Annotated in this window: 22 protein-coding genes; 20 read left to right on the top strand and 2 right to left on the bottom strand. The window is 52.2% G+C overall.

Annotated features, from left to right (window positions below):
* Positions 1–68 precede the first annotated feature (68 nt).
* The 3 genes from nrdR to ribD all read left to right on the top strand — a co-directional run bounded on the left by nrdR (position 69) and on the right by ribD (position 2,269).
* Positions 69–530, top strand: a complete 462-nt coding sequence (gene nrdR, locus AAG834_RS04890; protein WP_003776195.1) for a transcriptional regulator NrdR — start codon at positions 69–71, stop codon at positions 528–530.
* Positions 531–570: 40 nt separating this feature from the next.
* Positions 571–1,101, top strand: coding sequence for a hypothetical protein (locus tag AAG834_RS04885; protein ID WP_234396105.1), 531 nt, complete (start codon positions 571–573; stop codon positions 1,099–1,101).
* Between the two features lie 70 nt (positions 1,102–1,171).
* Entirely contained in the window at positions 1,172–2,269 is a 1,098-nt protein-coding gene (gene ribD, locus AAG834_RS04880; RefSeq protein WP_342031439.1) for a bifunctional diaminohydroxyphosphoribosylaminopyrimidine deaminase/5-amino-6-(5-phosphoribosylamino)uracil reductase RibD, read from the top strand.
* Positions 2,270–2,486: 217 nt separating this feature from the next.
* On the opposite strand, the gene AAG834_RS04875 is transcribed toward ribD, so the two are convergent.
* Positions 2,487–2,747: a hypothetical protein gene (locus AAG834_RS04875; RefSeq protein ID WP_342031438.1), complete on the bottom strand. Its 261-nt coding sequence runs from the start codon at positions 2,745–2,747 to the stop codon at positions 2,487–2,489.
* Between the two features lie 27 nt (positions 2,748–2,774).
* Between AAG834_RS04875 and AAG834_RS04870 the strand changes: the two genes are divergently transcribed.
* From AAG834_RS04870 to dtd, 17 genes are all read left to right on the top strand, one after another.
* The gene (locus AAG834_RS04870) at positions 2,775–4,082 is read left to right on the top strand and encodes a nucleotide sugar dehydrogenase (protein ID WP_039862706.1); all 1,308 of its coding nucleotides are present in this window, start codon (positions 2,775–2,777) and stop codon (positions 4,080–4,082) included.
* A gap of 164 nt (positions 4,083–4,246) precedes the next feature.
* Positions 4,247–5,680: a lipopolysaccharide biosynthesis protein gene (locus AAG834_RS04865; RefSeq protein WP_342031437.1), complete on the top strand. Its 1,434-nt coding sequence runs from the start codon at positions 4,247–4,249 to the stop codon at positions 5,678–5,680.
* Positions 5,681–5,807: 127 nt separating this feature from the next.
* On the top strand, positions 5,808–6,980 hold the full coding sequence (locus AAG834_RS04860; RefSeq protein WP_342031436.1) for a glycosyltransferase: 1,173 nt from the start codon (positions 5,808–5,810) through the stop codon (positions 6,978–6,980).
* A 15-nt stretch (positions 6,981–6,995) separates the two neighbouring features.
* The gene (locus tag AAG834_RS04855) at positions 6,996–8,273 is read left to right on the top strand and encodes an O-antigen ligase family protein (protein WP_342031435.1); all 1,278 of its coding nucleotides are present in this window, start codon (positions 6,996–6,998) and stop codon (positions 8,271–8,273) included.
* A gap of 13 nt (positions 8,274–8,286) precedes the next feature.
* A complete protein-coding gene (locus AAG834_RS04850; RefSeq protein ID WP_342031434.1) occupies positions 8,287–9,360 on the top strand; it encodes a glycosyltransferase family 4 protein in 1,074 nt (357 codons plus the stop codon).
* Positions 9,361–9,374: 14 nt separating this feature from the next.
* Entirely contained in the window at positions 9,375–10,547 is a 1,173-nt protein-coding gene (locus AAG834_RS04845; RefSeq protein ID WP_342031433.1) for a glycosyltransferase, read from the top strand.
* Positions 10,540–11,157 (top strand): sugar transferase, encoded by a 618-nt coding sequence (locus AAG834_RS04840; protein ID WP_049229481.1) that lies wholly within the window; start codon positions 10,540–10,542, stop codon positions 11,155–11,157. Before AAG834_RS04845 ends, AAG834_RS04840 begins: the two co-directional genes overlap by 8 nt.
* Positions 11,144–12,118: an ATP-grasp domain-containing protein gene (locus AAG834_RS04835; protein WP_342031432.1), complete on the top strand. Its 975-nt coding sequence runs from the start codon at positions 11,144–11,146 to the stop codon at positions 12,116–12,118. The genes AAG834_RS04840 and AAG834_RS04835 overlap by 14 nt, the downstream gene beginning before the upstream one ends.
* Entirely contained in the window at positions 12,105–12,791 is a 687-nt protein-coding gene (locus AAG834_RS04830) for an HAD family hydrolase (protein ID WP_342031431.1), read from the top strand. Before AAG834_RS04835 ends, AAG834_RS04830 begins: the two co-directional genes overlap by 14 nt.
* Before the next feature lie 48 nt (positions 12,792–12,839).
* The gene (locus AAG834_RS04825) at positions 12,840–13,622 is read left to right on the top strand and encodes a formyltransferase family protein (protein WP_342031430.1); all 783 of its coding nucleotides are present in this window, start codon (positions 12,840–12,842) and stop codon (positions 13,620–13,622) included.
* On the top strand, positions 13,615–14,790 hold the full coding sequence (locus AAG834_RS04820; RefSeq protein WP_070866117.1) for a DegT/DnrJ/EryC1/StrS family aminotransferase: 1,176 nt from the start codon (positions 13,615–13,617) through the stop codon (positions 14,788–14,790). The genes AAG834_RS04825 and AAG834_RS04820 overlap by 8 nt, the downstream gene beginning before the upstream one ends.
* A 192-nt stretch (positions 14,791–14,982) precedes the next feature.
* Entirely contained in the window at positions 14,983–16,875 is a 1,893-nt protein-coding gene (locus AAG834_RS04815) for a polysaccharide biosynthesis protein (protein WP_342031429.1), read from the top strand.
* Positions 16,876–16,962: 87 nt separating this feature from the next.
* A complete protein-coding gene (locus tag AAG834_RS04810) occupies positions 16,963–18,096 on the top strand; it encodes a polysaccharide export protein (protein WP_342031428.1) in 1,134 nt (377 codons plus the stop codon).
* A 162-nt stretch (positions 18,097–18,258) separates the two neighbouring features.
* The gene (locus AAG834_RS04805) at positions 18,259–18,705 is read left to right on the top strand and encodes an arsenate reductase/protein-tyrosine-phosphatase family protein (RefSeq protein ID WP_003759455.1); all 447 of its coding nucleotides are present in this window, start codon (positions 18,259–18,261) and stop codon (positions 18,703–18,705) included.
* Positions 18,706–18,756: 51 nt separating this feature from the next.
* Positions 18,757–20,943, top strand: a complete 2,187-nt coding sequence (locus AAG834_RS04800; protein ID WP_049223806.1) for a polysaccharide biosynthesis tyrosine autokinase — start codon at positions 18,757–18,759, stop codon at positions 20,941–20,943.
* 550 nt (positions 20,944–21,493) lie between these two features.
* Entirely contained in the window at positions 21,494–22,885 is a 1,392-nt protein-coding gene (locus AAG834_RS04795; protein ID WP_446740447.1) for an SEL1-like repeat protein, read from the top strand.
* Between the two features lie 326 nt (positions 22,886–23,211).
* The gene (dtd, locus tag AAG834_RS04785; protein WP_342031426.1) at positions 23,212–23,673 is read left to right on the top strand and encodes a D-aminoacyl-tRNA deacylase; all 462 of its coding nucleotides are present in this window, start codon (positions 23,212–23,214) and stop codon (positions 23,671–23,673) included.
* A gap of 90 nt (positions 23,674–23,763) precedes the next feature.
* Here the strand turns inward: dtd and AAG834_RS04780 are convergent, their stop codons facing one another.
* A complete protein-coding gene (locus tag AAG834_RS04780; protein ID WP_070497266.1) occupies positions 23,764–24,063 on the bottom strand; it encodes a DUF2818 family protein in 300 nt (99 codons plus the stop codon).
* Positions 24,064–24,234: the final 171 nt, after the last annotated feature.

Raw genomic sequence — 24,234 nt, 5'->3', positions numbered from 1 at the left:
CACCGACTATACGGGAATAGCTCAATCGGCTACAATTCCGTTTCACAAACAAATAAATTCAAAAACTTATGAAATGTCCGTTTTGTCAGCATCCCAATACTCAAGTCACTGATTCGCGGCTCTTGGAAGAGACGAACAGCATCCGCCGCCGCCGCCGTTGCGTGGAGTGCGGGCAGCGGTTCAGTACGTTTGAAACGGTCGAAATGCGGATGCCGCAGGTGATTAAATCCAACGGTACGCGCGTGGCGTTTAATCCGCACAAGCTGAGAACCAGTTTGGAACGGGCTTTACACAAACGCCCGATCGCCCAGGAAAAAATCGATGAAACGGTCGCGCTGATTGAGCAGCGTCTGTATCAGTCGGGCAACAAGGAAGTGCCGTCGCGCATGGTGGGGGAAATGGCGATGGAGGAGTTGGCAAAAATCGATCAGGTCGCCTATGTCCGTTTTGCTTCCGTGTATAAAAGTTTCAACGACGTGTCCGAGTTTACTCAGGCAATCGCCACGCTGGTGCAGACTGACGGGAAATAGGTCGTCTGAAAGCGGTGTGTTGATGATGAAGAGGATGTTTATGAAAAGAGTTTTATCCGTAGCCGCCGCACTATTCTGCCTTGCCGCCTGCAGCCCCGAACAGGGCGATGCGGTGTCGAAAGCCGCCTCCGATACGGTTCAAACGCTGACGAGCATGGACGGCAAAATTTCCATCTCTGTTCACAACAGCCACTTCACCGACATCATCGCCGATTCCGCCCGCCATCCGAAAAACGTTCCCGCTTCCAACCTGATTCTGCTCCAACACGACCCTGAAGCGCGCATTACCATTTATGCGGCGAACAACGGCCCGGCGCAAACGGATGCCAAAACCTATTTCGCCGAACTCAAAACCGCCCTGCAATCGGACGAGACTCAAAATGTCCGCGTCGGCATCGCCACCGACAACCGCATGAATTACCAAACCGACCGCGAAGACCGGCAAGGTACGTTCAACCAATACTGCATCGCCATTCACGAGGCCAATATTTATACCGTTTGCGCGTACAGCCATCATGCAAGTCAGAAGGAATTGTCGGAAGTATTGAAAGAATTGAGCTTGTCGCGTTAATGCTTTGACGAACGGAATACGGCGAAAGAAAAGGTCGTCTGAAAACGGAAAACTTTAAGAAATCCAAATTATGTTTGATTGTATTGATACCCAAATGATGCAAAACGCCCTTGCCCTTGCGCGGCTCGGGCGTTTTTCCACTTCCCCCAACCCGCGCGTCGGCTGCGTGATTGCACACGGCAGCCAAATCGTCGGGCAGGGGTTTCATGTCAAAGCGGGCGAACCGCATGCCGAAGTTCACGCGCTGCGGCAGGCGGGCGAAATGGCGCGCGGGGCGACGGCTTATGTGACGCTCGAACCGTGTAGCCATTACGGCCGTACGCCGCCCTGCGCCGAAGCCCTAATCGGCTCGGGCGTATCGCGTGTGGTCGCCGCCATGACCGACCCCAATCCGCTGGTGGCAGGCAAAGGTTTGGCAATGCTCGAAGCCGCAGGCATCCGCACCGAAAGCGGTTTGCTGGAAACCGAAGCGCGCGAACTCAACCGCGGTTTCCTCTCCCGTATCGAACGCGGCCGCCCGTTTGTCCGTATCAAATGCGCCGCCAGCCTGGACGGCAAAACCGCGCTCGCCGACGGACGCAGCTACTGGATTACCGGCGAAACCGCAAGGGCGGACGTACAAACCTTGCGCGCGGAAAGCTGCGCTGTCCTGACCGGCATCGGCACGGTGCTTGCCGACAACCCGCGCCTCAACGTCCGCGCCTTCCCGACCCTGCGCCAACCTGCGCGTATCGTGTTGGACAGCAAACTGCAAACGCCGTTGGGCAGCCACATAATTTCAGACGACCTCAGCCCCACCGTCATCGTAACCACCGTTGATGATGAAGAACGCCTCAAACCATACCGCGCGTTCAGTCATATCCGCATCTTGAGGTCGTCTGAAAACGCTGACGGACGTATAGACCTTGCCGCACTGCTGCCCCGGTTGGCAGAACTGGGCTACGGCGAAATTATGGTCGAAGCGGGTGCGACGCTGACCTCCGCCTTTATCGAAGCAGGCTTGGCAGACGAAATCGTGTTGTACCAAGCGCCGAAAATCTTAGGCGAAGGCAGAAGCCTGCTCACCCTCCCTGCCAACCCTGCCGTTTTAGCTTCGGAAGGCGAGTGGGAAAGCCGTTCGGTAGAGCTGATCGGGCAGGACGTAAAATGGGTTTTGCGTAGAAAATAGGCTGCCTCGTAAACCAGAAAGGTCGTCTGAAAACTGATTTGGGTTTTCAGACGACCTTTTTGTTAGAAGCAACGGTGTTTTACTGCATCGCCTGATTTGCTTGACAGAGTTACAAATACCGCTTCAACATATACTGAAGTAATATTAATTTTAGGTTAAATTACGCAAATATATTAATACTAATTTTTATTAATTATTTGTATTTCCGATATTATATTTAGTCACTAACGGTATAGTCATTACTAAAAATAATACAATTCAAAATCTTACCGCCCAGCTTGATTATAATATTTGCATAAACATTTCCCAACACTCCATTATCGCCGGGCAATGCTGCATTTGCACATGCAAAACTTTTACGTCCAAAACCAATCTTAGGGAAAGATTTATTTTCGACACCGACAAAACGGATTCCGACCATGCTGTTTTTATGACTGCCGGCCGGGGTTCTGCTGCGGCATTTTGCACTGTGCGGCACGCCCTTTTCCATCACATGAGACTTGTCATGAAAAATATTACCATTCAGAAATTTGCAGATAAAACCGCCAAAATCGGCATCGTCGGCTTGGGCTATGTCGGCCTGCCGCTGATGCTCCGTTATGTGGACATCGGTTATCAGGTTTTGGGCTTCGACATCGACAAAACCAAAGTCGACAAACTCAACAAAGGCGAAACCTACATCGAGCATATTCCTGCCGAGAAAATCGCCGCCGCTTCAAACAGCCTGTTTGAAGCCACCACCGACTTCTCCCGCATCGGCGAAGTGGAAGCCGTGATTTTGTGCGTACCGACTCCGTTGAACAAATACCGCGAGCCGGACATGAGTTTCGTTATCGACACCACCGACGCGGTGAAACCTTACCTGCGCGCCGGTCAAGTGTTATCTTTGGAATCCACCACTTACCCGGGCACAACCGAAGAAGAATTGCTGCCGCGCGTTGAAGAAGGCGGCTTGAAAGTCGGTAAAGACGTGTTCTTGGTGTACTCTCCGGAACGCGAAGACCCGGGCAACCCGAATTTTGAAACCCGTACTATCCCGAAAGTCATCGGCGGCCATACCCCTGCTTGTTTGGAAGTCGGTATCGCGTTGTACCAGCCTGCCATCGACAAAGTCGTACCGGTAAGCTCCACCAAAGCCGCCGAGCTGACCAAGCTTCTGGAAAACATCCACCGCGCCGTGAACATCGGTTTGGTGAACGAGATGAAAATCGTCGCTGACAAAATGGATGTCGATATTCACGAAGTCATCGCCGCCGCGGCAACCAAACCGTTCGGCTTCGTTGCCTACTATCCCGGTCCGGGCTTGGGTGGTCACTGCATCCCCATCGACCCGTTCTACCTGACTTGGAAAGCGCGCGAATACGGCGTGAACACCCGCTTCATCGAGTTGGCAGGCGAAGTGAACTCCCACATGCCCGACTACGTCATCAGCAAAGTGGGCTTGGCTTTGAACGAACACAACCGTTCCATCAAAGACAGCAAAATCTTGGTTTTGGGTATCGCCTACAAGAAAAATGTGGACGACATGCGCGAAAGCCCGTCTGTGGAGGTGATGGACCGCCTGCACAAATTGGGTGCAAACATTTCCTACTCTGACCCGCACGTGCTTGAGTTCCCGTACATCCCCGGCCACCACTACTTCGACCTGAAGAGCGAGCCGCTGACGCCGGAAACCGTAGCGAAATACGACTGCGTAGTCCTGACCACCGACCACGATAAGTTTGACTACGACATGATTGCCGAACACGCCAAACTGATTGTCGATACGCGCGGCAAGTTCCCTGCGAAAAACCCGAAAGTCGTGAAAGCGTAATACCTTTGACGATTGAGGCAGACTGCCTGCCGACGGGTTTCGGCAGGCAGTCGGCTTTCTTAGACCGTTTGTTTTCAGATGGCCTAAGAAAGCCCTTATTTATATGATGCTGCTGCGTTTTCAGGTCGTCTGAAAATCTTGGCGGCAACAAATCCCTCCTATTTATGAATATAAGAAAAATACTCGGCTATGCTTTGGGTCCGATAGGCAGTGCGGCTTTCGGCATCCTCTCGCTTCCGCTGATTTCATGGTACTACCCTACGGAAGACATCGGCCGTATCGTCTTGCTGCAAACCATATCCGCTCTGACCATCCTGATTTTGGGGCTGGGCTTGGATCAGGCGTATATCCGCGAATACTACGTCAGCGAAGACAAAGCCGCGCTGTTCAAATCCTTCAGCCTGTCCCCGTTTGTTTTGAGCATTGCCGGGGTATTGCTGATACTTTTGTGGAATCCTTCTTGGCCTTCCAAAATTATTTTTAATTTGAACAACACCAAGCTGGGTATTCTGTTTTTAGTTTTTTTACTGACCACCCTGTTTATCCGCTTTTTCTCGCTCATCCTACGGATGCAGGAAAAAGCAATTGCTTTCTCACTCAGCCAGCTGACACCGAAATTCCTGATTTTGGTTTTGGTTTTGCTCTTCATCCTAATCGGCTTGCCAACCCATACCACCAGCCTGGTCTTTGCCTATACCGCTGCCCAAATACTGACCGTCGCTGTATTGATCTACCAAACCCGAACCGATTTGGCCGCCGCCATCCGTTCGCCTTGGTCGGCAAAGCTGCACAAAATGGGTCTGCAATACGGACTGCCTTTGGCATTCGGCAATCTCGCCTACTGGGGGCTGACGTCTATCGACCGCTTTGTTTTGAAAGAAATGGCAAGTTTGGAGCAACTGGGGATTTACTCGATGGCGGTCAGCTTCGGCGCCGTCGCCCTGATTTTCCAAAGCGTATTCTCAACCATATGGGCGCCATTGGTGTTCAAATGGGTTGAAGACAACACCAACCTCGACAAAATCGGCGGCATTACCCTGTCGATGACTGCGCTCATCAGCGCGATGGTTTGCTTTATCGGTATTTTTTCGCCGGTGGTCACTTGGATCCTTCCCGGGGAATATGCATCGGTACAGTTTATTTTACTGTCGTGCATGATGTTTCCTTTGTTTTATACGCTGACGGAAGTGACCGGCATCGGTTTGAACGTCGTCAAAAAAACCTGGCTGATTACCGCAGTCAATATTGCGGCATTCCTGCTGAACTTCGGCCTGCTGTATTGGCTGGTTCCGCTCTTGGGCGCACGGGGCGCCGCAATGGCGAGCGCGACTTCTTTTTGGGTGTTTATGCTCATCAAGACCGAATTGTCTTCAAGGATGTGGCAGAAGCTGCCCTGCCGGAAAATTTATACCCATACCGCACTCTGCCTGATTTTGTGCCTGGGCTACACCTACTTCGGCAACACCGGCAACTACTACATTTTTGCTTTAATCTGGCTGGCAGGTTTGATTGCCCTGACTGTGAAATACAAAACATCACTTTCTTCAGCTTTATCAGTAGTGAAAGGTCGTCTGAATAAAAAACACTCAACACAATAACAACCATACTGCGCGCAGTTTTTGATTCTGCCGCTACAAAACGCTTACTCACCGAGAATCTTTGATTTTGTGCCCTGTCCGCAACCCATGCGGCTTGTACGCCGACACACTCGATACAGGTATTATCATGCATACATTAATCATTCCTTCTTGGTATCCATCCACTCCGGACGACGTCAACGGAATCTTCTTCCGCCTGCAAGCGCAAGCCTTGCAACGCTCCGGAGTCAAAGTAGGGGTCGTCGCACCGATATTCCGTTCGTTCAGAACTCAGGCAAAAACTGCGTTCAACCCGAAAAATTACGGAATAAGGACCTACATCGACAAAGACGTACCGACTTATGTGTACGACAGCATGTTTTTCTTCCCGCGCATTCCGCATATCGACCGCAAACGGGAAATCGCCGCCAGTATGAAACTGTTCCGCCGATACGTTGCAGACCACGGCATGCCCGACGTCCTGCACGCGCACTGCGTCAACAGCGGCGGCATCATTGCATACGAAATCCACAAAGCAACCGGCATTCCGTATGTCATCACCGAACACAGCACCACCTACGCCCGCAAACTTATCCGCGACTGGCAACGCCCGCTGATGTATGCCGCCGCCCAAAACGCCGCCTGCCGCCTGGCAGTCAGCCGCGACTTTGCCGAACTGCTGAAAGAAGAATACCGCGGATTGGAGTGGCAATATGTTCCCAATATTCTGTCCGCCAGCTTTGAAGCGCCGATCGACCTTGCCGACAAACCCGCCAACGAAGACTTTACCTTCTGCTCGGTCGCGCACCTGCAACATAAAAAAGGCTACGACATCCTGCTGCCCGCCTTTGCCGAAGCAGTCAAAGCCTATCCGAACCTGAAACTGAAAATCGGCGGCGGCGGCTACGAAGAATTCAAGCTGCACCGTCTGGCAAAAGATTTGGGACTGGAAAACAACGTTATCTTTGAAGGTCGTCTGAAAAACGAAGAAGTCTTGGAATTGATGTATCAAAGCGATGCCTTCGTATTGGCCAGCCGCCACGAAACTTTCGGCGTCGTTTTCATCGAGGCTTTGGCTCAAGGGCTGCCCGTCATCGCGACGCGCTGTGGCGGTCCTGAGACTATCGTCAATCCATCCAACGGGCTTTTGGTCGATGTCGGAGACCAAAAATCGCTGACGGAAGCACTTATCTCCCTCTATCGGAACCGGAAAAAATATTTCCCGCGCCTGTTGCGCGAAAACTGCCTGAAAGAATTTGGAGAGCGTCCCGTTACCGAACAAATCATTTCTGCATATAATAAAGCTCTTGGAACGACCTAAATTTCAGGAAGCAACGTGAAAATTAAAAAACAAAATATATACATTACTATGCTTTATACGATGGTTACCGCCTACATGCTGGGGCCGATGCTGTCGTATAAGCTGGGGATTCCGCGTATCGACAATCCGCTGACCCTTTTGCTGGTGCCTGCCACACTGCTGATTTTTTTCATAGAAAACAAAACATTCAACAGCAAGGCAGGACTCATGCTGATGGCGGTCGGGCTGATGACCGGCTGGAGCGCGATTCATCTGTTCATCACGCCCTTGGATTCGGTCAGGGTCATGGATACCTTTTTCTTCCTGTCGGTCGCCGGCTTGTTTTACCTGCTGTATCTGATTTTGAGCCGACACGAAAACCCCTTGCGCTTCGTACGCAGGCTGTTGGTTTACTTTTGCGCCTTTATCATTATCCCGCCCGTTATCGAAGTGTTGACCGGCATCCAGTTTGTCAAATCAGACGAAATTTTGGCGATTGAGGCCGGCGTGATTAAAGGCTTTTTCTTCAACCCCAACAACTTAGGTACGACCGCCCTCTTCTTCGCACCTGCCGTGTTGATATTTTTCAATATCGGCGTCAACAAGAGGGAATATTTGTTCGGCTGGATTTTATTTTTGAGTTTGGGCGCGATTGTTTTCGCCAGCGCATCGCGTACGGCGACGATGAGTTACATCATTTTGTTTATCCTGAACTTGATTTACCGTAACAACGGGCTGTTTACGCTGATGACCATAGGCGTTACAGGCGCAGGCTTGTCGATGATTCCGAAACAGTACATTGCCGATTTCCTGCTCTCGATACACGGCAATGCCTTTTTGGAAAACATTTCTTCCCGCCTGTATTTGTTCCTGTTCAATTTGGAGAGTGACAACTCGGTCGGCTACCGCCAAGAAATTTACAACTACTTCTGGAGCAATCCGCCGCTTTTGCTTTACGGCTACGGCCCTAAAAACTTTCAGGAATACTTCGGCGGGCATTTGAGCGACAGCCTCGGTTTTGAAAATCCGCACAGTTTCATCATCGAACTGTATTTGGGCTTCGGCATGATTTCCTTAATCGGCTTCATCTGTTACATCATTTGGTATGCAGTGAACGTCTTTTTAAGCCAAAACCTGCGGAACAAACAAAAAGCCATCGGCTTGGCGGCAATCGGCCTGTTTATTTTGGGCGGCTTCATCCCGTCCACCATTTTGCGTATGCCCTTCCTCTGGCTGCCCTGCTTTTTGATTTTCCTGTACAGCGTCCTGCCGCAGCGCGATACGGCGTATAACGCGTACCGATACACCCCTTGATAGAAAACACGCTATGAAAAAAATTGTTTTGACTACTTCCATGTCCGGCCTCGGCGGCACTGAAAATGCGACCTTCCGCTTAGGACGGTTGCTCAGGCAGCGCGGCCACGAGGTCGTCCTTGCCTCTTCCGATGGCCCGCTCATCAAAGAAGCCCAAGCCTTGGGCATTCAATGGCGTCCTATTGATTTTTATCAGGGCGGCATCTTGGGCTACATCAAGGGCATGTTCGCCTACATGAAGATGTTGAAACAAGAAAAACCCGACATCATCCACTGCCAAATGGCGCGCATTGTTCCCGCCTGCGCTATCGCTGCGAAAATTTCCTCGCCCAAAACCAAAGTGTTCTATCACGCGCGCGGTTTGGAAGCGGAAACCTATCCGAAAATCGCCAAACTTTTCGACAAGCTGGGCGTATATATCATCGGCAACTGCAGACACGAACAGGAAAAACTCATCCGCCACGGCTTCCCTGCCAACCGCATCACCTACACCTACAATGCTTTGCACAAAACCGATTACGTTCCTGAAAAAACCGCCAAAGACTACGTCATGCTCGGTACGCTGTCGCGCTTGGACACCGTCCGCGCCGTGCATGTGATGCTGGACATCTTTAAGAAAATGGTTGACCGCAATATGCCCGTGCGCCTGAACGTGGCGGGCATAGGCGAAGAGATGGACAATCTGAAAGCGCAAGCGAAGCGTTTGGGCATAGACGACAAAGTCACCTTTCTCGGCGGAGTGCGCGATTTGACCGGTTATTTCAAAGACGTGGATATTTTGGTGAACACGCCGCACTGTATCGGCGACCACGGCGCAGGTGTCGGCAACAACATCCTTGAAGCCGGCCTCTACGACACACCCGTCGTGACCTACAACATGGGCGGCATTTCCGAAATGGTCATTACCGGCGAAACCGGATACTGCTACCCCTTCGGCGAAGACGAAGCCTTTATCGAAGCCGTCGATAAACTCATCAAACAACCCGAGCTGCGCGAGAAAATGGGAAAAGCCCTGCATAAACACGTTGAGACCTTGTGTTCCGATGATGAAATCTATCGCACCACAATGGCCGCTTACGATATGTGAGGTCGTCTGAAAATATGAACATCACCATTGTCGCCCCCTACTGTTCGCTGCCGTCCGAGCCGCATTTCAACCGCTTCTGGTATCTTGCCGAGCTGTTGTCGCAGTCTCATAACGTACTGCTGATTACCAGCAATTTCAAACACTACGACAAATCTTTCAGACGACCTGAAGATGCCGAATCTGCTTCGCAAGGTCGTCTGAAAGTCATGCTGCTGGAAGAGAGCGGCTACGGCAAAAACGTATCGCTGGACCGCGTCAAAAGCCATCATGTGTTCGTCAAAAATTTTGAGCAATGGCTGAACAACTGCCGTCCGGGCGAACAAGACGTCGTCTTTTCCGCCTATCCGCTAATCGCCACCAACCTGCTTTTAGGCGAACACAAAACGCGTTTGGGCTACAAGCTGATTATCGACGTGCAGGACGTATGGCCGGAATCCTTCTCCTCGGTCGTGCCGTTTTTGAAAAAAATCCCGCACAACCTGCTGCCCTTTTCCTCCCGCGCCAACCGTGCCTACCGCTACGCCGACGCGCTGGTCGCCGTGTCGCAGACCTACCTCGACCGCGCCAAAGAAGCCAATCCGAACGTACCCGGCGAAGTCGTCTATATCGGCGCGGATTTTCCGAAACTCGATGCCGCGCCGGCAAAAGACTTCGGCGACGACAAAACCCGTTTCTTCTACTTGGGTACGCTCAGTTACAGCTATGACGTGGAAACCGTTTGCAAAGGCGTTCGGAAACTGTTGGACGACGGCGAAAATGTAGAGCTGCACATCATGGGCGGCGGCCCCGATTTGGACAGGCTCAAACAATACGCCTGCGAGGGCATCCGGTTTTACGGCTACATCCCCTACGCCGAAATGATGTCGGTCGCCAAAGGCTGCGATATCTCCGTCAACGCCATCCATTCCTACGCCATGCAGTCGATTACCAACAAACTGTCCGACTACATGGCATTGCAAAAACCGATTTTAAACAGCCAAGTCAACGACGAAGTTGCCGAAGTCCTCACCCTGCTGCCGCACGCGGACTACCGTTCCGGCGATGTGGACAGCTTCGTCCAAGCCGCCAAAGACATTCTGGCACGCAAAAACGACCCCGTTCAATCCGACGAAATCGTCCGCCGCTTCAAGCGCGACGTGGCGTATCAAAAAATCGTCAACCTGATTGAAAGATTAGCCCATGAGTAAATTCTTCAAACGCCTGTTTGACATCGTCGCCTCCGCCTCGGGACTGATTTTCCTCTCACCCGTATTTTTGATTTTAATCTACCTCATCCGCAAAAACCTGGGCGAACCGGTATTTTTCACCCAAGAGCGGCCGGGCAAAGACGGCAAACCGTTCAAAATGATCAAATTCCGCTCCATGCGCGATGCAGTCGATAAAGACGGCAACCCTCTGCCCGACAGCGAGCGGCTGACCCCTTTCGGCAAAAAGCTGCGCGCCACAAGCTTGGACGAACTTCCAGAGCTTTGGAACGTTCTAAAAGGAGATATGAGCTTGGTCGGCCCACGACCGCTTTTGATGAGCTACCTGCCGCTTTACAACGAATTTCAAAACCGCCGCCACGAAATGAAACCAGGCGTAACGGGTTGGGCGCAGGTCAACGGGCGCAACGCGCTTTCGTGGGACGAAAAGTTCGCACACGATATTTGGTATATCGACCATTACAGTTTTTGGCTGGATATGAAAATCCTGTTTTTGACAGTCAAAAAAGTCTTTATCAAAGAAGGTATTTCGGCTGAGGGAGAAGCCACCATGCCCTATTTCACAGGAAATGACACTGATGCGAAAAAATAACGTACTTATCCTTTCCGCGGGAAGGCGCGTCGAATTGGTACAGGATTTTCAAACTGAAGCTGCCAAGTTTTCAGACGACGTCAAGATTTTGACGACGGATTTGGTACCACGCATGTCTTCCGCCTGCCATGTTTCGGACGGTTCGTTTGAAGTGCCGTTGATCAATGACGATTCGTATATCGACAGCATTTTCAATCTGGCGGTACGCGAAAACATCGGTCTGATTATCCCCACCATAGACACCGAACTGCAAAAGCTGGCAGACGAACGCGAACGCTTCGAAGCGGCAGGTAGCCACATCGTCGTTTCCGATTCGGACTTCATCGCGCAATGCCGCGACAAACGGAAAACCGCCGACCTGTTTGCACGCTACGGCATACGCTCGCCCGAAATTTACGACCGCGAGAAGTTGGTTTTCCCTTGCTTCGCCAAACCTTACGACGGCAGCCGCGCCATCGGCGCCAAACGAATCGACACGCCCGCCTGCCTGACACCTGAAATCGTGGACGACCCCAAACTGATGTTCTGCGAACTTATCGACATCGAAAACGAATTTGCCGAGTTTACCGTCGATATGTATTACGACCATGAAGGTCGTCTGAAATGCGCCATACCGCGAAAACGCTTGGAAGTGCGCTCCGGCGAAGTCAGCAAAGGCGTTACCCGCAAAAACAGCCTCTACCAAACGCTGCTGGAAAAAATGTCGGTATTGGAAGGCGCGCGCGGCTGCATCACGGCGCAATTCTTCTGCAACGAAGAAACCGGCGAATTCTACGGCGTGGAAATCAACCCGCGCTTCGGCGGCGGCTTCCCACTGACGTATGCCGCAGGCGGCAATTATCCGGGCTGGCTGATGCGCGAATATCTCGGCGACGGAGAAATCCCGTTTTCAGACGACTGGGAAAACAACCTCATCATGCTGCGCTACGATGCCAAGGTCTTGGTTCATGAAAACGATTAATCCCGAAACCGCCGTCATTGTCTTCGACTTGGACGATACGCTGTATTCGGAATACGAATACAAGCTGTCCGGTATTCGTGCGGTCGTCGATACCGTTGTCGCACTGTATCCCGATTGGAATTCAGACGACCTATGGCGCAGCATCGACCCCGACGGCAAAGACTGGCTGGACAAGTTGTGCCGCCACTGCGGTTTCAACGAATCGGAAAAACAGGTTCTTCTATGGCAATACCGGCTGCACCACCCGACACTGACGCCGTATGCCTCTCAGAATTTCCTGTCCGAACTGACCGAGCCCTTCGCTGCACGCGCACTGATTACCGACGGCAGAAGCCTGACCCAACGTCTGAAACTGGAAGCCTTGGGTCTGTCTTCCCTGTTTGACGACATCCTCGTCTCCGAAGCCTGCGCTTCGGAAAAGCCAGACGGCAAACGCTTCCGCCATCTGCAAGACAAATATGCCGAAAAGGCAGACTGCTTCATCTATATCGGCGACAACATTTCCAAAGACTTCATCACGCCGAACGCTTTAGGCTGGATAACCATAGGATTGCGTCCCTCCGGGCAGAACATCCACCGCCACCTGCCTGAAAGTTTTAACACAGAATATCATCCCAACTTTTGGATTGACTCCCTTCAAGATTTAGCATCTTTGGGCAATTCAAGCATTTAAACATTACATAATCAAACGTACACTCACGATACTAAAAAGGACTATTTCATGACGAAAATATTATTCATGGGACGTAAACGGCTTTCCGCCAACCTACTCCGACTCTTATCCTCACAAGACGGCATCGAAATCGTCGGCGTTCTGACCGACAGCCACCTGCAAGGCTCGCCGACGACCGCCGCCGCTAAAGAATTGGGCTTGCCGCTCTACACTTTCGATACCGCCTTGGAAGCGATGAAGGAAGGTCGTCTGAAATACGATTTGGGCTTGTCCGTACTCTACTGGCGCAAACTACGCGACGAATTCCTGACCATCCCGCACTTGGGTACGATCAACTTCCACCCTGCCCTGTTGCCCGAATACAAAGGCACGGGCGGCTACAATCTCGCCATCATGGACGAATTGTCCGAATGGGGCAGCACCGCCCACTACGTCGATGCGTCCATCGACACCGGCGAAATCATCGAAGTGGACCGCTTCCCCATTGACCCCGCCGCCGAAACCGCCCAATCGCTCGAACGCAAAACCATGCAGGCATTGGAGCCGTTCGCACAACGCATTATCGCCCGCGCCGTCGAAGCGCAAGCCAAACTGCCGACCACGCCCAACATCGGCGGCCGCTACGTCAGCCGTGATGAAATGGAAGCCATGAAGCAAATCCGTGACGGCGACGACGTCGAGAAAAAAATCCGCGCATTCTGGTTCCCGCCTTACGACGGCGCATACGTCGAAATCGACGGTCAAAAATACACCTTAATCAACCGCCAACTGCTGGAAGATGTCGCCCCCAAAGACTCCACCAGCCTTTTCGCAGGAAAAGCCAATGCTTAACACATCCCTCTCCCCGTGGCCGAGCTTCACCCAAGAAGAAGCCGATGCCGTTTCCAAAGTCCTGCTGTCCAACAAAGTGAACTACTGGACAGGCACCGAATGCCGCGAATTTGAAAAAGAATTCGCCGCCTTCGCCGGTACGCAATACGCCGTCGCCCTTTCCAACGGCACGCTGGCGCTTGATGTCGCGCTTAAAGCAATGGGCATAGGCGCAGGCGACGACGTCATCGTTACCTCGCGCACCTTCCTCGCCTCCGCTTCCTGCATCGTTACCGCCGGCGCAAACCCCGTGTTTGCCGATGTGGATTTGAACAGCCAAAACATCAGCGCCGAAACCATCAAAGCCGCGCTGACGCCGAATACCAAAGCCATCATCGTCGTCCACCTCGCCGGTATGCCCGCCGAAATGGACGGCATCATGGACTTGGCAAAAGAACATGATTTGTGGGTTATCGAAGACTGCGCCCAAGCGCACGGCGCGAAATACAAAGGCAAATCCGTCGGTTCCATCGGACACGTCGGCGCATGGTCGTTCTGCCAAGACAAAATCATGACTACCGGCGGCGAAGGCGGCATGGTCACCACCAACGACAAAGAGCTGTGGAGCAAAATGTGGTCGTACAAAGACCACGGTAAAAGCTATGACGCCGTGTACCACCGCGAACACGCCCCCGGCTTCCGCTGGCTGCACGAAAGCTTCGGCACCAACTGGCGCATGATGGAAATGCAGGCAGTCATCGGCCGCATCCAGCTCAAACGTATGCCCGAATGGACGGCACGCCGCCAAGCGCACGCCGCCAAGCTGGCAGAAAGTTTGGGCAAGTTCGCCAGCATCCGTCTGATTGAAGTCGCCGACTACATCGAACACGCGCAATACAAGTTCTACGCCTTCGTCAAACCCGAACACCTCAAAGAAGGCTGGACGCGCGACCGCATCGTCAACGAACTGAACGCGCGCAAAGTCCCCTGCTATCAAGGCAGCTGCTCCGAAGTCTATTTGGAAAAAGCCTTCGACAACACGCCGTGGCGTCCGAAAGAGCGGCTGAAAAACGCCGTCGAACTGGGCGACACCAGCCTGATGTTCTTGGTGCATCCGACGCTGACCGACGACGAAATCGCGTTCTGCAAAGAACACATCGAAGCTGTATTGGCAGAAGCCACAGCATAAAGTAAAACCGCCGCGCCCGTCTCATCGGGACGGCGGCGGTTTACCGCTTCAGCCGAATAAAAAAGGGAACCGGCAAGCAGCCGACACATACGGAAAACCAATGCTCCGTAGCAACAAACGTCTTTTCAGACGACCTTTGCATGACCGAGGTCGTCTGAAACCCGCCCACAACATTATTCAGAACATACCAAAATGAATTTGGAAACCCTGTTATCCCTGCCCCGCAACGTCAAAAAAACCTTCTTCGTCATCCACGACGTTTTGATGATTTTTATCGCCTTTTGGTTCGCGCAAAGCCTCCGAGCCCAATACTCCGACGAATGGGCAAGTCTGGCAAACTGGCTGGCGTTCGGCTCGACCGCCATACTGACCATCGTCCTGTTCGTCAGACTGGGGCTGTACCGCGCCGTTACCCGCTTCGTCAGTACCCGCGTCCTGACCGCCGCCGCATTCGGCAGCCTGATTTCAGCCGTCTTGTTCTGCCTGACCACCTTGGTTTTCGAACGTAAGCTACACCTTGCCCTGCCCGTCGTTTATTTCTTGCTGCTGGTCGTCTGCATCACCAGTTCGCGCATGATTCTGCGCGCCATCCTGACTGACCGGCACAAAAAACAAATGGCGCCCGTCATCATTTACGGCGCAGGACAATCCGGCCGCCAACTGCTGGAAGCCATCAAACAGGTCAACGAATATTCCGCCGTCGCCTTTGTGGACGACAACCCCAAAATCCGCCGCACCGTCATCTACGACCTGACCGTCTATGGTCCTGAAGACATCCAATCGCTCATCGACCGCTACGGTGTGGAAAAAATCCTGCTCGCTATCCCCAGCTCCACTCAGGAAGAACGCCGCCGCATCATCCAAAGCCTCGAAAAATACAAATGCGAAGTGCTGACCATCCCCGGCATGAAAGACTTGGTGGACGGCAAAATCAAAGTCAGCGCGCTGAAAAAAATCTCCGTCGTCGATTTGCTCGGCCGCGACCCCGTTGCCCCGCGCCCCGAACTCATGGACGCGGACATCACCGGCAAAACCGTGATGGTCACAGGTGCGGGCGGTTCCATCGGCTCCGAACTCTGCCGCCAAATCCTGAAATGCCGCCCATCCAAATTGCTGCTGTTCGAACTGTCCGAGTTCTCCCTGTACAGCATAGACAAAGAATTGCGCGAAACTCAGGCAGCCGCCGGCAGTCAAATCGAAGTTGTGCCCCTGCTCGGCTCCGTGCAAAATAAAGAACGCCTGATCAGCGTCATGACCGCGTACGGCGTTGAAACCGTCTATCATGCCGCCGCCTACAAACACGTCCCCATGGTCGAGTTCAACACCGTCGAAGGCATCCGCAACAACGTCTTCGGCACGCTCTTGTGTGCGCAGGCCGCCGTCGAATCCGGCGTCAGCACCTTCGTGCTTATCTCCACCGACAAAGCCGTGCGCCCGACCAACACCATGGGCGCCAGCAAACGCATGGCGGAACTGTGCCTGCAAGCCCTTGCCGCCGAGCCTAACCAATACACCCGCTTCTGCATGGTGCGTTTTGGCAACGTTTTAGGCTCTTCCGGCTCCGTCGTGCCCGTGTTTGAAAAACAAATCGCCGAAGGCGGTCCCATCACCCTGACCCACCAAGACATTACTCGCTACTTCATGACCATCCCCGAAGCCGCCCAACTCGTCATTCAAGCGGGCGCGATGGGCAAAGGTGGCGACGTATTCGTGTTGGATATGGGCGAATCTGTTAAAATCATTGACTTAGCCAAACAAATGATTACGCTTAGCGGCCTGAAATTGAAAGATGCCCAACATCCCGACGGCGATATCGAAATTAAAATTACAGGACTGCGTCCGGGCGAAAAACTTTACGAAGAGTTGCTCATCGGAGACGAAGTGCAAAAAACCACTCATCCCCGAATTATGACCGCCAGCGAAGTAATGCTGCCATGGGATAAATTAAATGACATAATTATGCGTATGGACTTAGCGTGCTCAAATTCAGACCAACAAACCCTGCGCGCCCTGCTGCTCGAAGCCCCTGCCGGCTTTAATCCCAAAGACGATATTTGCGATTTGGTTTGGCAGCAGACACATTAAACACCTTACCGATAAAGCAAAACATTCCACAAAAAGGTCGTCTGAAAGTTTTCAGACGACCCCGATAAGACTGACAAGGATACCGACATGAAAAAACAGCTTGCCCTCATCAGCCTGTCTCTGATGGCACTGACCGCCTGCAACAGCAGCACCGTCATTCCCGGCTCCACCATCAACACACGCAACAAAACCATCGTTTACGAAAACGGCGAAACCGTAGCAGACACCAAATTCGACAAACGCGTCGCGATTTATCCGATTACCTTCGGCCTCGTTGAAAAAATGCGCAAACCGCCGGTGTTGTCACAAAACAACGGTGTACTTGAGCGCAGCAAAGCCGCCTACCGCTACCACATCGGCAAAGGCGACGTATTGAACATCATGGTCTGGGCGCACACCGACCTCAATTCGCCCGTACAACAAAGCAACCCGCAAACCAACCAAGTCAGCCGTGGCGCATGGGTGGACGAAGGCGGTTACATCACCTATCCGCTGGTCGGCAAAATCCAAGCGCAAGGCAAAACCATAGACGAACTGCAAAACATCCTAACAGGTCGTCTGAAACGCTATCTTAAAAATCCCCAAGTCACCATCAACGTAACCGAATTCCGCTCGCAACGCGTATCCGTTTCCGGCGCCGTCGGACAAGCAGGACAGCTGCCGATTACCAACGTCCCCATGACCATCCTCGATGCCGTCAACCAAGCGGGCGGCGTGGCGCAAAATGCCGACACCCACAACATCAAATGGACGCACAACGGCGTTGACCGCACCATCTCCCTGCAAAACATCATGCAGTACGGCGATATGTCGCAAAACCACCTCTTAAGCAACGGCGACATCGTTTACGTTCCGAACAACAGCAACAGCAAAGTATACGTTATGGGTGAAGTCGGCCGCCAAGCCACCCTGCCTATCGGCAACCACGGCCTGAACCTCACTCAAGCCTTGGGTGAAACCGGCGGCATGAACCAAGCCTTGGCAGACGCAACCGGCGTATTCGTCATCCGCCGTGCGCCCGAAGATGCGGCCAAACCTATCCACATTTACCAACTTAACCTGAAAGACGCGACCGCTTACGCCTTGGGCAGCGACTTCGACCTGCGTCCGAACGACGTTGTTTATGTGACTGCCGCTCCGGTTACCCGTTGGAACCGCGTAGTGTCGCAATTGACCAGCTTCTTCAGCAACGTCAACGCCATCGACAACACGTTCAAATAATCTGACGGCGCCTGACAGCACCTGCTGTCAGGCAAAACGGCAGGCCGGTTATTTATCGTCTGACGACATATAAACAAAACCCGTTCAGACCGACCAAATATCCGACCGCAAACCGTTTTATCATGATTTGACCCTATACAAGAAAAAAATACCGCTTCTCTTATGTTTCAAAATATTTTAGTAGTATGCATGGGAAATATCTGCCGCTCCCCGATAGCGGAGCGCATCTTGCAGAAAAAGCTGCCCGGACACCGTGTCAGTTCGGCTGGCATCAACGCATTGGCGGGAAAAGATGCCGACTTCCAAGCCATTAAAACCGCCCTTAAACACGGCGTAGTCGTTGCCGGACACACCGCCCGCCAACTGACCCCTGAAATGTGCAACGCAGCAGACCTGATTTTGGTGATGGAGCCGGCCCATATCGATATGGTTGCCGACATCCTGCCTTCCGCGCGCGGGAAAACCATCCTGCTCGCCCAATGGCTGCCCAAGAAAAACATACCCGACCCGTTCAAACAAAGCAGCGAAATGTTTGAAGCCGTATTCCAACAAATACAAAGCGCAGCCGAGACTTGGGCTGAAAAATTGAACGGACCAACCCCGGCATAACACTCACTTACGCCGGATTCAATCAATTAAATCCAAACAGAAAGCCTACTGATGTATAAACAATATCCGTCATCAGCATCCTCCAACAACGACGAAATCGATTTCGGCCAACAACTGCACAATCTGTGGCTGCACAAATCCAAAATCGCCACCGCATTGATTGCGGGCGGCTTGCTTGGTGCCGTTTTCAGCTTTGCGTCCACGCCTGTCTACCGCGCCGACGCCATGTTGGAAATCGAAACCAAACAAAACCAGATTCTGACCGAAATCAACAACATGCTTTCCAACGAGCCGGCGCCTTCCGAAGCCGAAATCGAATTGGTCCAATCCCGCATGGTCATAGGAAAAACCGTTGACGAGCTTCAGCTTGACCAAGAAGTCAAAGCCACCTACTTCCCGGTTTTCGGCAACATGATTCACAACCTCAGCGGCAACGACGATCCGATTTTGAAAATCGGTACATTTACCGTTTCCGAAGAATGGATCAACAAACCCTTCAAACTGACCGTCAAAGACAGCAAAAACTATATCCTGACGCTCCCGAACGGTACGGCCAAAGAAGGCCGCGTCGGCACTCCGCTGAAAATCAATAACGAAACCGTTCTGAAAGTCGACCAAATCCTTGCCGAAACAGAGCAGGATTTCGAGTTGACCAAGTTTTCCAAGCTCAGCGCCATCGAAAACATCAAAAACCAACTCTCGGTCATCAGCAAAGGCAAAACCAGCCCCATCATCAACCTTGCCTACACCGATGTTGATCCGAAAAAAACCAGCGCCGTCCTCAACAGCATCGCCGACAACTACGTCGCGCAAAACCGCGAACGCGACATTCAAGTCGCCTCCAGCGGCTTGGCGTTCATCAGCGAAGAATTGCCTCGTCTGAAAGAAACCCTGCAAGAAGCAGAAAACAAACTCAATGCTTACCGCGAACGCGCCGGTTCGCTCGACATTCCACTTGAGTCCAAAGGCGCGCTTGAAAGCCTGACCAGCATCGAAACCCAAATCACCCTGCTCAAAACCGAAGAAGCAGGCTTGGCGGAACTGTATACTCCGGAACACCCTTCCTATAAAGCCGTTTTGGACAAACTGGCGGTACTCGAACGTGCCAAAAGCAAAATCAACCAGCAAATCGCCGGCCTGCCCAACACCCAACAGGAAGTCATCCGCCTGACCCGCGACGTAGAAACCAACCAAGCGACCTACGTCCAACTCTTGGCGAAACAACAAGAACTCAACATCATGAAAGCCAGCGCGCAAGGCAATGTCCGCGTCGTTGACCATGCCTACACGCCGGAACAACCGATCGCCCCGCGCAAAGCCGTCATTACCGCATTAAGCGCGCTTGCCGCAGGCGCGCTCGCCTCCATGTGGGTCATGCTGCAAGGCCGTATGCGCCGAGGCATCACGTCGTCTGAAGAGATTGAAAACCTCAATCTCGAAGTTGCCGCCCTCGTACCCTACTCCAAAACCCAGCAAAAACGCGACCTGTTGAAACGCAAATTCAAATCCCTGACCGGCCGCTCCAATTATCTGCTGGCAAACGAGGACGCCTCCGACGTCGCCGTCGAAGCCATCCGTGCCCTGCGTACCAACATCTACTTCTCTATGCTGGATGCGCGCAACAATGTCCTCATGATTACCGGTGCGGCGCCGGAAGCGGGCAAATCCTTTATTTCCGCCAACCTCGCCACCGTAATGGCACAATCAGGCAAACGCGTATTGCTGATCGATACCGACATGCGTAAAGGCTATTTGGACCAACTGTTCAAACTGACGCCCGAATACGGCTTGGCAGACATCCTTTCCGGCCATGTCTCCCCTGCTAAAGCCGTCTGTGAAACGCGGATTGAAAACCTGCACCTCATCAGCAACGGCGGTTATCCTAAAAATCCGTCCGAGCTGCTGATGGACAGCCGCTTCACAGAATTGCTGGCAAACGCCCAAAAACGTTACGACTACGTGATTATCGACACCCCGCCTGTCCTCGCAGTGACCGACGCAACTATCGTCGGACAACTGGCAGGTACGGTTCTGCTGGTCAGCCGCTACGGCAACACCACCACCAGAGAGCTTGAAATCAGTGCCGACCGTCTGCGTCAGAACAAGATCAATATCAAAGGCGTCATCCTGAACGGCATGAAGCGCGAAGCCAACAGTATGTATGACTACTACGCCTACCATTCTCCGCAGGATGGCAAGAAACCGGTTAAAAAAGAAGCGCCGGAAAACAAAGCTTAAAGTCGAATGAGCCTTTCTTCTGCTAAAAAGGTCGTCTGAAACTGAAAAATCAAGTTTTAGACGACCTTTTATCATCCCTTGCGACAGACGCGATAAAAATCACTCTATTTAAACTTAAACAAGAGAATGGCGTATCACTTTAAAGTCCGCTCCCCTATTCGCCGTACAATATTCCCATCTCCGCAGCCTTCAGATTGTTGTAAACAAAAGACAGCCCCTTTTCATCTTTACAATTGATTGAAGCCGATACCTCCAACAACTTCACACCGCTCCGACCACACTCCCTACCCAGTGCCAATTGCACCTGACTCCCTTTTAAATCAAACACGATTTATCTTATTGTTTATATTTAAATTTTTTTCAATACACCCAAACCTCCTCCCCATTACCAAACCTTCATACCACAAAATATCAAAAGAAAATATAACTAACTGTATTTATTCCATTTACCGCCATTGCAAATAACTACCGATATTCTCGTCATATCATTAACAATAAATTACAGAAAACAGTATAATAACCATCCCAGTCCGTTTTCCGATCTCACCTTATGACCGCAGTACCCGACTCTTCCCGTACGCTCTCTGTCAAGCCGGCAAACAGAATGACCGCCGACACAGTCAGCCCTGCACTGCTGCCCCAACAGACAGCAGGCAATCGGTACGCCGGTACTGCCTATCAAGTCAACAAAATCACCTACGCCTCCGGTCTGACACGCTTAACCGCACCCAAGCCGCAACCCAAACCTGTCGAGTTGACGCCGGAGGAAGAATTCTCGCTATTGCAAAACAGCGAGCAGCAAGGCATCCCAACCGAACACCACTTATCTGCCTATACCCGCCTGGCCGAAGCAGGAATGCCGGAAGCGCAGCACGTCCTGATGCGCTTTTACCAAGAACGCAACGAATCCCAAATGTACCACTGGGCGCAGCTTGCCTCAGCGCAAAACTCCGCCGAAGCCCAATACTGCCTTGCCTACCGCCAAAGCCTGAAGCCTGATTTTGAAAGCGCAATCAAGTTGTATCGACAAGCGGCGGAACAAGGATTTGCCCCTGCACATTGGCAATTGGGGAAAATATACTACCGCGGTATCGGTGTAAAAGCCGACTCAGCCCAAGCCGAAATCCATTTACGGCAGGCAGCGGAAGCTGGGTTTATCGCTGCACAAATTATGTTGGGCGACTTGCTTGCCGCGCAAAATCAGGCGGAATCCATGACCTGGTATCGGAAAGCCGCCGCAAAAGGTAGCGGGGATGCCGCTGCCGCTTTGGCGCAGCACAGTCTGACAGGCAAACTGACCGGACGCGACCCGCTCCAAGCCATGCGCCACACCCGTTTTGCTGCAGACCGCCGCCATCCGGAAGCTTTGCGCATTATGGGCGACCTCTACCGCTACGGACTAGGTGTCAAAGCCGACCCGCACGCAGCGCACGACTATTACCACCGTGCCGCGACACTCGGCAGCGCCACCGCCATCCAAAAGCTGCTCAGTGATGCTGCGCTGCACAATCCCCAACAGTATGAACAAATCCGGGAAGCCGCCCTGTTCTTCCAAAAAACGGAACAAACCTTCCGCAATGCCGAAGCATGTCATTACGGCATAGGAACAGCGGTGGATTACGACCGCGCCAGAAAACTGTATTTGGAAGCCGCCGAATTCCATCACAAAAATGCCGCCGCCGCATTGGGCAAATTGTATTATTACGGACAAGGCGTTGAGGCCGATTTCCAATCTGCCGCCCATTGGTTTGAAATCGCGGCGGAACAAGGCCATACCGAAGCGCAATACTATTTGGCACGACTCTATTACCACGGGCAAGGCGTCTCCAGCCATATTCCTACTGCCTGCCGCTGGTTGCAGGCAGCCATCAACGGCTGTTATGAAAATCCCGATGCTTTGCGCCCCCTGTTAGCAAAATGGCAGAAAGAAGCAAGCCTTTAAACCCGACGGCATCCCGCTATCAAATCCAAACTTATATAGTGGATTAAATTTAAATCAGGACAAGGCGACGAAGCCGCAGACAGTACAGATAGTACGGAACCGATTCACTTGGTGCTTCAGCACCTTAGAGAATCGTTCTCTTTGAACTAAGGCGAGGTAACGCCGTACTGGTTTAAAGTTAATCCACTATAAAACAAATGGCTCTAGACCGACAGAAATACCCTGTTAGACTAGAGCCAATCGTTTTCAGACGACCTCTCCCAGATAAATCAACATCAGGCAGCGAAACCATCAACCTTGCTGCACATCTTATTCAAGGAAACCACATGCGCGCCGTTATTCAAAAAGTAAGTCATGCCCAAGTTGACGTCCTGAGCGAAGGACACCGCGAAACCAGCGGCAAAATCAGTCGCGGCTTTTTGATTCTTTTAGGCATTACACACGATGACAACGAGACCGATGCCTCCTATATCGCCGACAAAATAGCCAATCTGCGCATTTTTGAAGATGAAGCCGGAAAATTGAATCTGTCGCTTAAAGACACGGGCGGCTCAGTCTTGCTCGTTTCGCAGTTCACCCTCTATGCCGATGCGCGCAGCGGCCGCCGCCCCTCTTTTTCCGCTGCCGCCCCTGCCCAACAGGCAGAATCCCTGTATCAACGCACTGCAGAATTATTGCGCGCCCACGGTCTGTCGGTAGAAACCGGCCGCTTCCAAACCCATATGCAGGTTTCACTCTGCAACGACGGCCCTGTTACCCTGCTGCTGGATTCTAAAAAGCTGTTTTAACACAAACCCGATGAACAGCATGGTTGACCAACATTCTGATAAGACAGCGAAGTCTTAAGGCAAAAATAACGCTGAGGTCGTCTGAAAAGCTTATTCGCGGTTGCGCGCGTGCCAGAAATAACGCCATACAAAACAAGGGAAGGCGAATATCAGGTAGAGGCAGACTACGGTAGCGTAAAACTCCCAGTCTTGATGCTGAACCGCGCCGGCGCGGGATTCGAGGATGTAGGCGAGGATGGCGGTCAGAATGAAACCCGCCGCCAATTCGACGAGGTGATGCCCGAAATGTTTGCGCTTGAGCGGAATCACGCCGAAAAACTTAGTGGTCACGAAGGGGGCATTGGCGAAGATGAGTGCCAATACCAAAAGGATGTACATGGATGCGGTCATGATGTATGTGTCTTTCTGTTTTCAGACGACCCTTTGCTTCAAAGGGTCCTTGGATTCGGATTTCAAGTGCAACACTAGTGTATCAGTGGTTTGAACAGATTCAAGAATAAAACACTTGGCGTTTCGTAGCCAAGTGTTTTTCTTGGCCGGTGGTTCAACTCATCTTGAACC

It is taken from the genome of Neisseria sp. Marseille-Q2251 (assembly GCF_940793045.1).
Lineage (GTDB): Bacteria > Pseudomonadota > Gammaproteobacteria > Burkholderiales > Neisseriaceae > Neisseria.
Note: the sequence above shows the minus strand (reverse complement) of the source record. Positions and strands in the feature narration are given on the sequence as shown.